The sequence below is a fragment of the Micromonospora reichwaldensis genome (assembly GCF_031845925.1).
GTDB lineage: Bacteria > Actinomycetota > Actinomycetes > Mycobacteriales > Micromonosporaceae > Micromonospora > Micromonospora reichwaldensis.
In genome coordinates this window covers 90,877-104,795 of sequence record NZ_JAVRFL010000021.1, presented here as the reverse complement: position 1 = coordinate 104,795, position 13,919 = coordinate 90,877, and the positions used below count along the sequence as shown (strand labels likewise).

Annotated in this window: 11 protein-coding genes; 8 read left to right on the top strand and 3 right to left on the bottom strand. The window is 71.9% G+C overall.

The window, feature by feature from the left end:
- Window positions 1-73: 73 nt before the first annotated feature.
- The 3 genes from ngcE (RM555_RS18760) (at window position 74) to RM555_RS18750 (ending at window position 3,374) form a co-directional block, all read left to right on the top strand.
- Window positions 74-1,492 (top strand): N-acetylglucosamine/diacetylchitobiose ABC transporter substrate-binding protein, encoded by a 1,419-nt coding sequence (ngcE, locus tag RM555_RS18760; RefSeq protein WP_311412976.1) that lies wholly within the window; start codon window positions 74-76, stop codon window positions 1,490-1,492.
- A gap of 71 nt (window positions 1,493-1,563) precedes the next feature.
- The gene (locus RM555_RS18755) at window positions 1,564-2,472 is read left to right on the top strand and encodes a carbohydrate ABC transporter permease (protein WP_311412975.1); all 909 of its coding nucleotides are present in this window, start codon (window positions 1,564-1,566) and stop codon (window positions 2,470-2,472) included.
- Window positions 2,469-3,374 carry a carbohydrate ABC transporter permease gene (locus RM555_RS18750; RefSeq protein WP_396888801.1) on the top strand — a complete coding sequence of 302 codons (906 nt, stop codon included), beginning with the start codon at window positions 2,469-2,471 and terminating at the stop codon, window positions 3,372-3,374. The genes RM555_RS18755 and RM555_RS18750 overlap by 4 nt, the downstream gene beginning before the upstream one ends.
- Before the next feature lie 772 nt (window positions 3,375-4,146).
- On the opposite strand, the gene RM555_RS18745 is transcribed toward RM555_RS18750, so the two are convergent.
- Window positions 4,147-5,136: an N-acetylglucosamine kinase gene (locus RM555_RS18745; RefSeq protein WP_311412974.1), complete on the bottom strand. Its 990-nt coding sequence runs from the start codon at window positions 5,134-5,136 to the stop codon at window positions 4,147-4,149.
- Window positions 5,137-5,326: 190 nt separating this feature from the next.
- Between RM555_RS18745 and RM555_RS18740 the strand changes: the two genes are divergently transcribed.
- Genes RM555_RS18740 through RM555_RS18720 form a run of 5 tightly spaced genes read left to right on the top strand, consistent with a single transcriptional unit; the run spans window position 5,327 to window position 10,351 of the window.
- Entirely contained in the window at window positions 5,327-6,289 is a 963-nt protein-coding gene (locus tag RM555_RS18740; protein WP_311412973.1) for a MurR/RpiR family transcriptional regulator, read from the top strand.
- Window positions 6,286-7,035, top strand: coding sequence for an SIS domain-containing protein (locus RM555_RS18735; RefSeq protein WP_311412972.1), 750 nt, complete (start codon window positions 6,286-6,288; stop codon window positions 7,033-7,035). Before RM555_RS18740 ends, RM555_RS18735 begins: the two co-directional genes overlap by 4 nt.
- 25 nt (window positions 7,036-7,060) lie before the next feature.
- The gene (gene ngcE, locus RM555_RS18730) at window positions 7,061-8,497 is read left to right on the top strand and encodes an N-acetylglucosamine/diacetylchitobiose ABC transporter substrate-binding protein (RefSeq protein WP_311412971.1); all 1,437 of its coding nucleotides are present in this window, start codon (window positions 7,061-7,063) and stop codon (window positions 8,495-8,497) included.
- A gap of 16 nt (window positions 8,498-8,513) precedes the next feature.
- Entirely contained in the window at window positions 8,514-9,422 is a 909-nt protein-coding gene (locus tag RM555_RS18725) for a carbohydrate ABC transporter permease (RefSeq protein WP_311412970.1), read from the top strand.
- Window positions 9,422-10,351 (top strand): carbohydrate ABC transporter permease, encoded by a 930-nt coding sequence (locus RM555_RS18720; RefSeq protein WP_311412969.1) that lies wholly within the window; start codon window positions 9,422-9,424, stop codon window positions 10,349-10,351. The genes RM555_RS18725 and RM555_RS18720 overlap by 1 nt, the downstream gene beginning before the upstream one ends.
- Window positions 10,352-10,362: 11 nt before the next feature.
- Here the strand turns inward: RM555_RS18720 and RM555_RS18715 are convergent, their stop codons facing one another.
- A complete protein-coding gene (locus tag RM555_RS18715) occupies window positions 10,363-12,093 on the bottom strand; it encodes an ABC transporter ATP-binding protein (protein ID WP_311412968.1) in 1,731 nt (576 codons plus the stop codon).
- Window positions 12,090-13,790, bottom strand: coding sequence for an ABC transporter ATP-binding protein (locus RM555_RS18710; protein ID WP_311412996.1), 1,701 nt, complete (start codon window positions 13,788-13,790; stop codon window positions 12,090-12,092). The genes RM555_RS18715 and RM555_RS18710 overlap by 4 nt, the downstream gene beginning before the upstream one ends.
- Window positions 13,791-13,919: the final 129 nt, after the last annotated feature.

The window sequence follows — 13,919 nt, the reverse complement described above, 5'->3', positions numbered from 1 at the left end:
ATTCCCCCTGCGCCTCGTGCGGCGGTCACCATCCCCCATCCGGTGACCGCCCGGACCGATCCGAGGAGAGACCATGAACAGGCGTGACATCCTGCGGCGCACCGCCGCCGCCGGCCTCCTGGCCACCCCCGCCGCCGGCCTGCTGACCGGCTGCGCCACGGGCGGCGGTGACGACGACAAGGGCGACGCCGGCACCTACAAGGGCACCAAGAGCGAGCAGAACCCGCTCGGTGTCAAGGAGGACGCGCCCCTCGAGGTGGTGATCTTCAACGGTGGCTTCGGCGAGGAGTACGCGAAGGCCCACGAGGCCATGTACACCGAAAAGTACCCGAAGGCGAAGATCAACCACTCGGCGACGCAGGAGATCGCGAAGACCCTCCAGCCGCGCTTCGTCGACAACACCCCGCCGGACGTGGTCAACAACTCCGGCGCCAACCAGATCGACTTCAACGGCCTGGTGTCGCAGAACGCCATCGCCGACCTGGGCGAGCTGCTGGCCGCCCCGAGCCTCGACATCCCGGGCAAGACGGTCAAGGACACCCTGCTGCCGGGCGCCGTCGAGGTCGGCTCGTACGACGGCAAGTTCCTGGTCATGAACTACACCTACACCGTCTACGGCATCTGGCACTCCACCAAGCTCTTCGCCGAGCGCAAGTGGGAGTACGCCAAGACCTGGGACGAGCACATCGCGCTGTGCAAGCAGATCAAGGCAGCGGGCATCGCCCCCTGGACGTACGCGGGCGCGCACCCGCGCTACATGAGCTGGCCGGTCATCTCGACCGCCATCAAGTTCGGTGGCCCCTCGGTCGCCACGGCGATCGACAACCTGGAGCCCAACGCCTGGAAGTCCGACGCGATGAAGACCGCGGCCGACGCCTGGCACCAGATCGTCAAGGACAAGTTCATCCTGGAGGGCTCGCCCGGCCTCGACCACAAGCAGTCGCAGACCGCGTGGTGCCAGGGCAAGGCGGCCTTCATCTCCTGCGGTTCCTGGCTGGAGAGCGAGCAGAAGGACGTCACGCCGGCCGGCTTCAACATGACCATCCAGCCGACCCCGAGCCTGGGCAGCGGCGACAAGCTGCCGTTCGAGGCCGTCCGGGGCACCGCCGGCGAGCCGTTCATGGTCCCGGCGAAGGCCAAGAACGTCGCCGGCGGCCTGGAGTTCTTCCGGGTCATGCTCTCCAAGAAGGGCGCGCAGGACTTCACCAAGAAGGTCTCCAGCCTGACCGTGGTGGCCGGCGCCAGCGAGGGCGTCGAGCTGCCGTTCGGGCTGAACACGGTCGTCAAGGCGCTGGAGGCATCCGGCAGCAACGGCTTCAACTGGGTCTACAACAACTACTACCGCAAGCTGGAGCGCAACCTCATCGACGCCGCGTGCGGCGAGTTCTTCAGCGGGCGGATCGGCCCGGCGGAGTTCCTCGACCAGTGCCAGAAGGGCGCGGACTCGATCGCCCAGGACAGCTCGATCAAGAAGTACAAGCGGGCCGCCTGACACCCCGGCCGGTGGGACGGGGTGGACCGCCCCGCCCCACCGGGCCGCCGCTGAAGAGGTAGGACCTCATCGTGAGACATGGCAAGTACCCGCTGATCGTCACCTTCCTGGTGCCGCCGGTGCTGCTCTACGTCATCTTCGTCGTGTCGCCGTACCTGCAGGCGTTCCAGATCTCCACCACCGACTGGCTCGGCTACTCGGCCGACGCCAACTCGGTCGGGCTGGCGAACTTCAAGACGCTCTGGAACGACGACTACGTCTGGAACGCGTTGAAGAACAACGCGATCCTGCTGGCGCTGGTTCCGGTGCTGACGATCGTGCTCGGCCTCTTCTTCGCCGCCATGCTCAACATGGGCGGGCGCAAGGGCCGGGCGGGGGTCAGCGGGGTGCGCGGCTCGTCGTTCTACCGCACGGTCTACTTCTTCCCCCAGGTGCTCTCCGTCGTGATCATCGCGCTGCTGTGGAAGGAGGTCTACCACCCGAACAAGGGCCTGCTCACCAGCGCCCTGAACAGCGTCGGTCTGGGCGCGCCCACCTGGCTGGGGGATCCGCGGACCGCCTTCTGGTGCGTGCTCGCCGTGATGATCTGGAGCAACGTCGGCTTCTACGTGGTGCTCTTCGGCGTGGCCATGTCGGCCATCCCCAAGGAGATCTACGAGGCGGTCATGCTCGACGGCGCCTCCCGGCTGACCACGCTGTGGAAGGTGACCATCCCGCTGCTCTGGGACACCGTCCAGGTCGCCTGGGTCTACCTGGCCATCTTCGCCCTGGACGGTTTCATCCTGGTGCAGTTGATGACCAACGGCGGTCCCAACTTCTCCACCGACGTCATCGGCGTACGCATGTACGACACGGCGTTCGGCAGCGAGACCAAGTTCGGCTACGCCTCGGCGATCGGCGTGGTGATGTTCTTCCTGACCCTCACGGTGGCGGTGCTGGCGCTGCGGGCCAGCAAGCGAGACAGGATCGAGTACTCGTGACGACTCTGGACAAGCCCGCGTCCGTGGCGCTGCCCGACGAGCCTCCCGGCCCCGCCGACCGCCCGGTACGCCGCGAACTCGGCGTCGCCAACGCGCTGTCGCACGGCTTCCTGCTGTTCTGGGGTGCGCTGACCGTACTGCCGCTGCTCTGGATGTTCATCAGCTCGTTCAAGAGCAACGCGGAGATCCTGGCCGACCCGTGGTCGCTGCCCGGCGCGTTGCGCTTCGACAACTGGTCGCGCGCGTGGAGCGGGGCGCACATCGGCCAGTACTTCCTGAACAGCCTGGTGGTGGTCGCGGGCTCGGTCACCCTGACCATGCTGATGGGCGCCACCGCCGCGTACGTCTTCGCGCGCTACGAGTTCCGGGGCAAGCAGGTCGTCTACTACCTGTTCGTCGGCGGGCTGATGTTCCCCGTCTTCCTCGCCCTGGTGCCGCTGTTCTTCGTGGTGCGCAACGCCGGCCTCTTCGGCACCTGGACCGGGCTGATCCTGGTCTACGCGGCCTACTCGCTGCCGTTCACGGTGTTCTTCCTGACCGCCTTCTTCCGTACCCTGCCCACGGCCGTCGCGGAGGCGGCGCTGGTCGACGGCTGCGGTCACTTCCGGCTCTTCTTCCAGGTGATGCTGCCGATGGCACGTCCGGGACTGATCAGCGTCGCGATCTTCAACTTCCTCAGCCACTGGAACCAGTTCCTGCTGCCCCAGGTGCTCATGCAGGGCGACGAGTCCAAGTGGGTGCTCGCCCAGGGGCTCGCCGCGCTCTCGGTCAACCAGGGCTACGCTGGCGACTACGCGCAGCTCTTCGCCGGCCTCACCATCGCGGTGGTCCCGGTACTGCTGGTCTATATCCTCTTCCAGCGCCAGGTCCAGTCCGGCCTGACCGCCGGCCAGCTTAAGTAGTCCCGTCCGCTACCGATCATCCGGCCCGGAGCCTCGGGGCCTCGGGGCCTCGGGGCGGCGGGCGGCGGGAGCGGCTCGTCCGTCTCGTCGCCCGACCGCCCATGACCGACCGGCAGGGAGGGCGGCGGTCCGGACGCGCTCGCTGTCGAGCTGCCCCATCCATAGGACCACCACGCCGTTCCCGCAGGGCCACCACGCCGTTCGCGGGACGATAACGCCGTGCCTGCGCCGGTGCCTCGCTCTGGCAACCGATGCGCAAAGACCGCGTCGACGTCTCCTTCCACACCCGCTTCGACGCCACCGGGTTGACCGGCAGTGCAGGTGGCGGCTGCCTGCCAAGGCCGGCCTGTCCGTCCGGCGGTCCGACGCGACCGGGGTGGAGGCGTGTCCGTCCGGCGGCCCGACGCAACGGGGGCGAGGCGTGTCCCACCCGGTGCCCCGAGGCCACCGGTGTGAACGATCCACGCTGGTGGCGGCTCCCCGCCAGGGGGCGGTATGTCCGCTGGGCGGATCTCGTGGCCACGCAGACCGGTGGTCTCACAGATGGGGCAGCTCGACAGCGACCGCGCACCCGTGTCGCGGTCCCTCGCACGCCGTGTCACCGCCCGGCGGCCTCTCGTCCCGCAGCCTCGCCGTCCCAGAGACCCGCTGCTCCCCGGCCCTGCTGCTCCCCGAACCCGCCGCTTCGCAGACCCGCCGCTTCGCAGACCGGCTGCTCTTCAGCGCCGGCCGCAGCCCATGAGCCGGGCCTCCTGGGACGGCGCCGGGCCGGTCAGGCGGTCCGTGGCACCAGGAGGGCGTGCAGGGCGACGGGGTCGGTCACCTCGGGCAGGTCGCGGGCGGCGAGCCAGGCCGCGGCGGCCGCGCCGTCGCCCGCCGAGTGCAGCGGCGCGTCCGGCCACCGCCGGGCGATCTCGGCCCGGACCGCTGCGGCGAGCGGGGTGGCGCCGGTCAGCAGGCCGCCGCCGAGCACGATGGGGGAGACCTCGCCCGCCGGGCGGATCCGCGCCGCGCTCTCCGCCAGGTGCGCGGCGGCCTCGTCGAGGAGCCCACAAGCGACCGGCTCCCCGTCGACGGCGGCGGCGACCACGAGGGGCGCGAGCCGGGCCAGTTCCACGGGGGGTCGCCGGGTCACCGTCTGGACCAGGGCGTCGACGGTGTCCCGGGGGCGGGCCGCCACCTCGGCGGAGCCGAGCAGTTCGGTGAGCACCCCGGTCGCCAGCCGGCCCGGTGCGTGCCCCCGGTCGAGGTCGGCCAGCAGCCGGCGGACCGCCTCCCGGCCCAGCCAGAAGCCCGAGCCCGCGTCGCCGAGCAGCCAGCCGTGACCGTCGGCGACCCGGTCCAGCCGCAGCTCTCGAACCCCGGCGGCGATCGCCCCGGTGCCGGCGATCAGCACCGTGCCGTCCGGGCTGGCGGTGCCTGAGGCGTACGCGACCAGCGCGTCGCCGTGCACGGCGTACGGGCAGCGCAGGCCGGCGTCGTGCCAGGCCCGGTCGAAGGCGTCGCGGCCCGCCGGATCGGCGAGCAGCAGGCCCGCCCCGGCCAGTCCGATCGTGCCGCCACGCACCCGGGCGGGATCGACGCCGGCGAGCGCCTCCCGCAGGGCGGCCAGGAGTTCGCCCGCCGCCCGCTCGGCACCATGGCTGGTGGGGTTTCCGCCGCCCGCCCGGCCGCTGCCCAGCCGCCGCCCGTCGAGGGCCAGGGCGGTCGCCCGCGTGGACGTACCCCCGACGTCGAGACCGACCACGACGCTGCCGGACATCCGCACCCACCTCTCGATCGACGCCGCGTTCATGCTGGTCGGCCCGGCGGCGGTGGGCAAGGGGCGGACAGGCTCGGGAGCCGTGCGCCAGGTAACAGTTTGAAAACTTCGCCCGCAGCCTTGACACGGAGGGGCCTTTAGTAAGAACTTTTACCACTAACAGTTAACACTCTTTTCCGAAAGGTGCCCCATGGTTGATCACGAGGTGGACGCCTCCGCGGGGACCGCGGTGGTCGACGCCGGCGCGGTCGACCGGCGGGGTGCGCTCGGGGTCGGCTCCGACGGCGTGCTGGCGCGGGTCCGGGCCGGCGCGGGCGAGCTGACGGGGGCACTGCGCCGCGTCGCCGAGCACGTGCTCAGCGACCCGGAGGCCGCCGCCCGGGCGACAATCGTGGAGTTGGCCGAGCGAAGCGGCACCTCCCCGGCGACGATCACCCGGTTCTGCCGGGCGATGGGCTTCGACGGCTACGCCGACCTGCGACTCGGCATCGCCGCGGAGACCGGCCGGGCCCGCTCGGCGGGCTGGACCGTCGACATCGGCCGCGAGATCCAGCCCAGCGACCCCCTCTCCCGGGTCCTCGACCAGATCATGGCCGCCGACACCCGCGCCATGCACGACACCGCCGCGCTGCTCGACCTCGCCGAGGTGGAACGGGCCGCCGTCGCCATCGCCGGGGCGTCCAGGGTGAACATCTTCGGGGCCAGCGGCAGCGCCCTGGTCGGCGAGGAGATGCAGTTCAGCCTGCACCGCATCGGGGTGGCGGCCTGGGCCTGGAACGACGTGCACGAGGGCCTCGCCAGCGCCGCGCTGCTGCGCCAGGGCGACGTGGCGCTCGGCATCTCGCACACCGGCCAGACCCGGGAGACCATCGAGATGCTCGCCGAGGCGGGCAGCCGGGGCGCGACCACCGTGGCGCTGACCGGGTTCCCGCGCTCGCCGCTGGCCGAGCTGGCCGACATCGTGCTGCTCACCGCCAGTCAGGCCACCACCTTCCGCCCCGACGCGCTCTCCGCCCGGCACCCGCAGCTGGTCGTGCTCGACCTGCTCTACATCGCCGTCGCCCAGCGCACCCACGACCGCGCCCACGCGGCCTTCCGGCGTACCGCCCAGGCCGTCGACGGGCACAAGGCCGCGAAGGGGGCCACCGCATGATCAGCGCCCAGGGGTACGCCGACGCCGTCCGCCCGGTGCTCGACCGGCTCGTCGACGCCAGCGCCGACGCGATCGGCGCCGCCGCCGACCTGATCGCCACCAGCCTGCGCACCGGCGGGGTGCTCCAGGCGTTCGGCGCCGGCCACTCCGAGGCGTTCGCCGCGGAACTGGTCGCCCGGGCTGGCGGGCTGGTGCCCACCAACCGGCTCTCCCTGCACGACCTGGTGCTGCACGGCGACGCCCCGCGCGACGTGCTCGCCGACCCGAAGCTGGAGCGCGACCCCGCGGTCGCCCACCAGCTCTACGAGCTGGCTGCACCGCAGCCGCAGGACGTGTTCGTGGTGGCGTCGCAGTCCGGCATCAACGGCTCGGTGGTCGAGCTGGCGACGCTGGTCACCGGACGCGGCCACCCGCTGATCGCGGTCACCTCGGTCGCGCACACCGCACGGGTCGCCCCGCGGCACCCGTCCGGCCGGCGCCTCGCCGACCTCGCCGACGTCGTGCTGGACAACGGCGCGCCGTACGGCGACGCACTGCTGCCGCTCGAGGGCGGCGGCGCGGTCTGTGCGGTCTCCTCGGTCACCGCGGCGCTGCTGGCGCAGCTGCTGACCGCCGAGGTCGTACGACGGTTCCACCAGGCCGGGGAGGTACCCCCTATCTACCTCTCCGCCAACGTCCCCGGCGGGGACGAGCACAACCACGCCCTCGAGTCGCGGTACGCCGGGCGCCTCCGGCGGACCGCCTGACCCGAACACACAAGGAGAGACGACGATGTCGATTACCCCCGACAACCCGGCCGACCTGAGCCGCCGGACCGTGCTGCGCCGGGCCGCCGCGGTGGGCCTGCTCGCCACCCCGGCCGCCGGCCTGCTGAGCGCCTGCGCGACCAGCGGCGGCGACGAGAAGAACGAGCAGGTCGCGGACGGTGCGAAGAGCGCCACCAACCCGCTCGGGGTGGCCGAGGACGCCCCGATCGAGGTGGTCATCTTCAACGGTGGCTACGGCGAGAAGTACGCCACCGACGTGCACCAGCCGCTGTACAAGAAGGCGTTCCCGAAGGCCGAGGTCAAGCACCAGTCGACCCAGGCCGTCTCCACCGTCCTCCAGCCGCGGTTCGCCTCGGGCAACCCGCCGGAGTTCGTCAACAACTCCGGCGAGAAGCTGATGGACTTCGGCGCCCTGGTCGCCGACGGTCAGCTCCAGGACCTCACCGAGCTCTGGGACGCCCCGTCGGTCGACGACCCGAACAAGAAGGTCCGCGACACCGTGGTGCCGGGCACCGTCGACGTCGGATCCTTCAACGGCAAGCCGTACGTCCTGTACTACGTCTCCACCGTCTTCGGCATCTGGTACTCGGGCAAGCTGTTCAAGGACAACGGCTGGGCGCCGGCGAAGGACTGGTCCGAGTTCACCGCCCTGCTCGACAAGATCAAGGCCAAGGGCATCACCCCGTACGGCTACGCCGGGGCGAACGCCGCGTACTACCAGTGGAACGTGATCCTCACCCACGCGGCGAAGATCGGCGGCACCGACGTGCTGAAGAACATCGACAACCTGGAGGACGGCGCCTGGCAGCAGGACGCGGTCAAGCAGGCCGCCGCGGCGTGGGCCGAGATCGGCGCCAAGTACGTCGACAAGAGCTTCGAGGGGCTCAAGCACACCGACGTGCAGCTGCGGCAGAACCAGTACAAGCTGGCGTTCTACCCCAGCGGCGACTGGCTGGAGGGCGAGCAGAAGAAGGACACCCCGTCCGGCTTCGACTACCAGCTGATGCCGGTGCCGAGCCTGTCCGCCTCGGACAAGCTGCCGGCGACGGCGCTGCGGGCGACCGCCGGTGAGGGCTACTTCGTCTCGGCCAAGAGCAAGAACCCCAAGGGCGGCCTGGAGTACATGCGCCAGATGCTCTCGGTGGCCGGCGCGAAGGGCTTCACCGAGGTGGTCAAGGCCCCGACCGTGGTCACCGCCGGCTCGGAGGGCTTCGCCTTCCCGCCCGGCGTGGCCAGCTCGCAGGCCGCGCTCAAGGCCGCCGGCCAGGACGTGTTCAACATCTACTTCGACGGCTGGTACAAGGAGCTCGACACGGAGGCCCGCACGGCCACCAACGAGCTGATGTTCGGCCGGATCAAGGCGGACGCCTTCGTGGAGCGCATCCAGAAGCGTGCCGACGCGATCAAGAAGGACAGCTCCATCACCAAGTTCAAGCGCTGATCGGGGCGTGGGGGTCATGCGGCACGGCAAGTATCCGTTCGTGATCGGGTTCCTCTTCGTTCCCGTCACGCTGTACGTCGTCTTCGTCATCGCGCCGTACGCGCAGGCGTTCCAGATCTCGATGACCAACTGGCGGGGGCTCTCCGCCCCGCAGTGGGTGGGCTTCGACAACTACCGGAGGTTGTTCGACGACGTCAACTTCTGGAAGGCCGTCCAGCACCACGGCGTACTGCTGCTTGCCCTGCCGCTGATCACCATCGCCATCGCGCTGTTCTTCTCCTTCATGCTCAACGTGGGTGGGAAGAGCAGCGGCGGGCAGCGCCAGGGGGTCTGGGGGTCGAAGTTCTACCGGGTGGTGTTCTTCTTCCCCCAGGTCCTGGCGGTGGCCATCATCGCGGTGCTGTTCCAGATGGTCTACCGGCCGAACGAGTCCGGCCTGATCAACGGCGTGCTGATGAAGCTCGGCTTCGACCCGGTGCTCTTCCTGGTCCGGCCGAACCTGGCGCTCTGGTCGATCATCGGCGTGCTGGTCTGGCAGGCGGTCGGCTTCTACGTGGTGCTCTTCTCGGCGGGCATGGCCTCCATCCCCGGCGAGATCTACGAGGCCGCCGAGGTGGACGGGGCGAGCCGGGTGACGCTCTTCTTCCGGGTCACCCTGCCGCTGCTCTGGGACACCCTCCAGGTGGCCTGGGTCTACCTGGGCATCGCCGCCTTCGACGCGTTCGCCATCGTCTCGGTGCTCTCGGTGGACGGCGGCGGCCCGGACGGCGCCACCACCGTGCTGGCCATGGAGATCTACCGCAACGCCTTCGTCTACTCGAAGTACGGCTACGCCTCGGCCATGGGCGTGGCGCTGTTCTTCCTCACCCTCACGTTCGCGGCGCTGACGCTGCGGCTGACCAAGCGGGAAAGCGTGGAGTACTGATGAACCCGCAGACGACGCTGCCGCCGACGCCGGCGGCGCTACCGCCGAAGACCGTGAAGCCGGGCGCCGCGGGTGGGCGCGGAGGCAGAGGCAGGCGCTCGGAGGTACGGCTCTTCGCCAACCTCGGGCACGTGGCGCTCGCGGTGTGGGCGGTCATCGTGATCGTGCCGATCCTCTGGACCTTCCTCGCCTCCTTCAAGAACACCACGGAGATCTTCAGCAGCCCGTGGACCATGCCGGCCGAGCTGCGCTTCGAGAACTACGTCCGGGCCTGGAACAAGGCGAACGTCGGGCGCTACTTCATCAACAGCGTGATCGTGGTGGCGTGCAGCACCTTCGGCACGATGCTCTTCGGCTCGATGGCCGCGTACGTGCTGGCGCGCTACAAGTTCTGGGGCAACCGGGCGATCTACTACCTGTTCGTCTCGGGGCTCGCGTTCCCGGTGTTCCTCGCCCTCGTGCCGCTCTTCTTCGTCGTGCGCAACCTGGGGCTGCTGGACACCCACACCGGGGTGGTGCTGGTCTACATCGCCTACTCGCTGCCGTTCACGGTGTTCTTCCTGGCCGCGTTCTTCAAGACGCTGCCGTCCTCGGTGGCCGAGGCCGGGATGATCGACGGCTGCTCGCACACCCGGCTGTTCTTCCAGGTGATGCTGCCGATGGCGAAGCCGGGCCTGATCAGCGTCGGGATCTTCAACATCATCGGCCAGTGGGGGCAGTACCAGCTGCCGCTCGTGCTGCTCTCCAACGCCAAGGACAAGTGGGTGCTCACCCAGGGCATCGCCGACATCTCGGTCAACGCCGGCTACGAGGCCGACTGGTCCGGCCTCTTCGCCGCACTGACCATCGCCATCCTCCCGATGATCGTCGTGTACGCGATCTTCCAGCGGCAGATCCAGTCGGGCCTCACCTCCGGCGCGGTGAAGTAGACCCGGGCGGGTCAGGGGTGCCAGGAACGCCACAGGGCGGCGTACGGGCCGTCGGCCCGGACCAGCTCGTCGTGGCTGCCGAGCTCGGTGATCCGGCCCCCCTCCAGCACGGCCACGCGGTCGGCGTCGTGGGCGGTGTTGAGGCGGTGCGCGATCGCGATGACGGTCCGCCCGGTGAGCAGGGCGGCCAGGGCCCGCTCGGTGCGCCGGGCGGTCGTCGGGTCGAGAGCGGCGGTCGCCTCGTCGAGGATCAGCGTGTGCGGGTCGGCGAGCACCAGCCGGGCCAGCGCGAGCTGCTGGGCCTCGGCGGCGCCGAGCGGGTGCGCCCCGTCGCCGAGCAGGGTGTCGAGGCCGTCGGGCAGACGGGCGTGCCAGTCGGCGCCCACCGTGGCCAGCGCCGCGCGCATCCGGTCGTCGGGGGCGTCCGGGGCGGCGAACGCGAGGTTGTCGCGTAGCGAGCCGATGAACACGTGGTGTTCCTGGGTGACCAGGGCGATGCGCCGCCGGCGCTCGGCCGGGTCCAGGTCGGTCACCGGGCAGCCGCCGACGCTGACGACCCCCTCCCGGGGCGCGTCGATCCCGGCGAGCAGCCGCGCCAGGGTGGACTTACCGGCCCCCGACGGCCCGACGAGCGCCAACCGCTCGCCGGGCCGCACCTCGAGGTCGATGCCGTGCAGCACGTCGGGTCCGCCGCCGTACGCGAACCGGGCTCCCCGGACGACCAGCCGCTCGTCCACCGGCGCGGCGGCCCGGCCGGGCCGCTCCGGCGGCACCTGACCGACACCGAGCACCCGGGCGAACGAGGCGAAGCCGCGCTGCGCCTGCTCCGTCCACTGGAGGATCCGGTCCAGCGGCTCGATGGCCTGCTGAAGGTAGAGCGTGGCGGCGACCACCGCGCCGAGGGACACCTCGCCCCGCGTGAGCAGGAGTCCACCGGCCAGCAGCAGCACGGCCACGGGCAGCGGGTAGCTGGCCTCCACCACGGTGAAGAACACGGTGCGCAGCGCCAGGGTCGCCCGCCGGGCGGCCCAGACCCGGCCGATGCGCGCGGTGCCGTGCCCGATCCGTTCGTCGGCTAGGCGGAACGCCTCGACCGTGCGGGCGCCCTCGGCGGTGCTCGTCAGCGTCTCGGTCAGCTCGGCGGCAGCCGCCCCCTCGACCAGGTACGCCGGGCTGGCGCGGCGCAGGTACCACCGGGTCACCAGCGCGATCGTCGGCAGACCGGCGAGCGCGGCCAGCCCGAGCAGCGGGTGCAGCAGGAACACCGCCCCGAACAGCAGCGCCAGCTGCACCGAGGCGATGACGATGGTGGGCACCACGTCCCGGACGGTGGTGCCGACCGTCGCCACGTCGACCGAGCTGCGGGTGGCCAGGTCCCCGGCGCCGGCGCGCTCGACGACGCCGACGGGCAGGTTGAGCGTGCGTTCGACGAACTCCTCGCGCAGGCGGGCCACGGCCCGCTCGCCGAAGCGGTGGCCCGCGTACCGCGCGTAGCGCGACAGCAGCGCCTGGACCAGCACGGCCCCGCCGATCGCCAGGGCGAGCCGGTCGACGGTGGCGACGCCGGCCCCGGCGGACACCCGGTCGACGATGGCGCCGAGCAGCCACGGCGGGGCGAGCCCGGCGACCGTGGCGGTCGAATGCAGTGCCAGCACGACCGCGACGGCGCGCCGGTCCCGGGCGATCAGCCGACGCGTCGCCCGGCGTACGGTGGCCCGGTCGGCTACCGGCAGCCCGCTCACCGCAGCGCCTGCTCGGCGTCGGCGTCGCCGCGGGCCACGAGCCGCCGGTAGCCCGGGTCCCGGTCGAGCAGGTCGGCGTGTGTGCCGGTGGCGGCGACGCGCCCCGCGACCAGGTGCGCGACCTCGTCGGCCCGTCCCAGCAGCAGCGGCGAGGTGGTGAGCACGACGGTGGTCCGTCCGGCCCGCGCGCGGCGCAGCCGCTCGGCGATGCGCGCCTCGGTGTGCGCGTCGACCGCGGAGGTCGGCTCGACGAGGATCAGCACCTCCGGTTCGGCGAGCAACGCCCGGGCCAACCGGACCCGTTGCCGCTGGCCGCCGGAGAGGGAGCGGGCGCGGGTGTCCAACGGGGCGTCGAGCCCGTCCGGCAGGGCGTCGACGACGTCCTCGGCCGACGCGGCGTGCAGGGCGGAGGTGATCCGCTCCCGGTCACCGTCGGGGCGGGCCCCGCGCAGCACCTCCCGCAGCGTCCCGGCGAACAGGTAGGCGTCGTGGTCGGCGACCAGGATGCGGGCCCGCACCTGATCGAGTTCGACGGCGGTCAGCGGTACGCCGCCCCAGGTGGCGTCGCTGACGGCGTACCGACCGAGCCGGTCGGCCAGCGCGAGGGCGTCCGCCGGGTCGGCGGCGGCCACCGCGGTGAGGCGACCGGCCCGGACGGTCAGCCCGCTCGACCGGTCGTGCAGGCCGGCGGGACCGCCGGGGGCCGCGACCGGGCCGGCGGGGCGGGCCGGCTGGCGGCTGCCGGGAACCGTCGCCGCGCGGGCCCGGGCCGGCGTGTCGTGCGGCCCGCCGACGCCGTCCGGCTCGACGGCGAGCAGGGCGACGATCCGGCGGGCCGCGACCCGGCCCCGGATCAGCTGGTGGCCGCCCTCCAGCAGGAACCAGACCGGCACGACGAGAGTCGCGACGTAGCCGTAGACGGCGACCAGCTCCCCGACGCTGACGTCGCCGGTGGCCGCCATCCGGGCCGACAGCCACACCACCGCCGCGAGAAACAGCCCGGGAATGGCCACCGTCGCCGCGTCGATCCAGCTGTTCACGGCGCCCACCCGGTAGCCCTCGACGAGCAGGTCGCGGGAGCGGGCCGCGTAGCGGCGGGCGAACAGGCCCCGGCCACCCACCCCGGCGAGCACCCGCAGCCCGGCCACGATGTCGCCCGACCGGGCGGTCAGCTCACCCTGTTGCTGCCGGTAGACCGACTCCGCCCGCTCCAGCCGGCGCAGCAGGGGAGCGACGACCAGGACGACCGACGGCACGCCCACCAGCACGCAGAGCGCGAGCAGGGGCGAGATCGACCAGAGCACGACGGCGACGACCAGGTATGCGACCACCGCGCCGACGCCGGGCCCGGTCACCGTCATCACCTGCGCCGCCCGGTCGATGTCGGTGCCGCCGACCGTGGCCACCTCGCCCGCCGCGGCCCGGCGCGGCAGCACGGCGCCGACCCGGGACAGCTGGCGGAGCACCACGGCGGCGGAGCGCGCCTTCGCGTCCTCCCGGATGAAGGTCATCGTGCGGTGCCGCATGATGCCCAGCCAGGACAGCGCGACGCCGGCGACGACGATCGCCGCCACCCACAGGGCCAGGGACCGGTTGTCGCCGGCCCGCAGTCCGTCGTCCACGGCGCGGGAGATCAGGTAGGGCCGGACCGCCAGGCCGGTCATCCAGGCCGTGCCGAACAGGCTGCCGCGCAGCACCCGCCACGGCTGGCAGCGGACCAGCCACCACAGGTACCGCAACGGGCCCCGGAGGTCCGGAGTACCGGGCTCGGGATGGGGGATCCGTGGTGGCACCGGCCCACGCTACCGAGCCGCGGCACCGTCGCA

Coding starts and splice junctions, on each gene's coding strand:
- ngcE (WP_311412971.1), top strand. CDS start 7,061: ATGTCGATTACCCCCGACAACCCGGCCGACCTGAGCCGCCGGACCGTG.
- ngcE (WP_311412976.1), top strand. CDS start 74: ATGAACAGGCGTGACATCCTGCGGCGCACCGCCGCCGCCGGCCTCCTG.
- RM555_RS18735 (WP_311412972.1), top strand. CDS start 6,286: ATGATCAGCGCCCAGGGGTACGCCGACGCCGTCCGCCCGGTGCTCGAC.
- RM555_RS18720 (WP_311412969.1), top strand. CDS start 9,422: ATGAACCCGCAGACGACGCTGCCGCCGACGCCGGCGGCGCTACCGCCG.
- RM555_RS18725 (WP_311412970.1), top strand. CDS start 8,514: ATGCGGCACGGCAAGTATCCGTTCGTGATCGGGTTCCTCTTCGTTCCC.
- RM555_RS18740 (WP_311412973.1), top strand. CDS start 5,327: ATGGTTGATCACGAGGTGGACGCCTCCGCGGGGACCGCGGTGGTCGAC.
- RM555_RS18745 (WP_311412974.1), bottom strand. CDS start 5,136: ATGTCCGGCAGCGTCGTGGTCGGTCTCGACGTCGGGGGTACGTCCACG.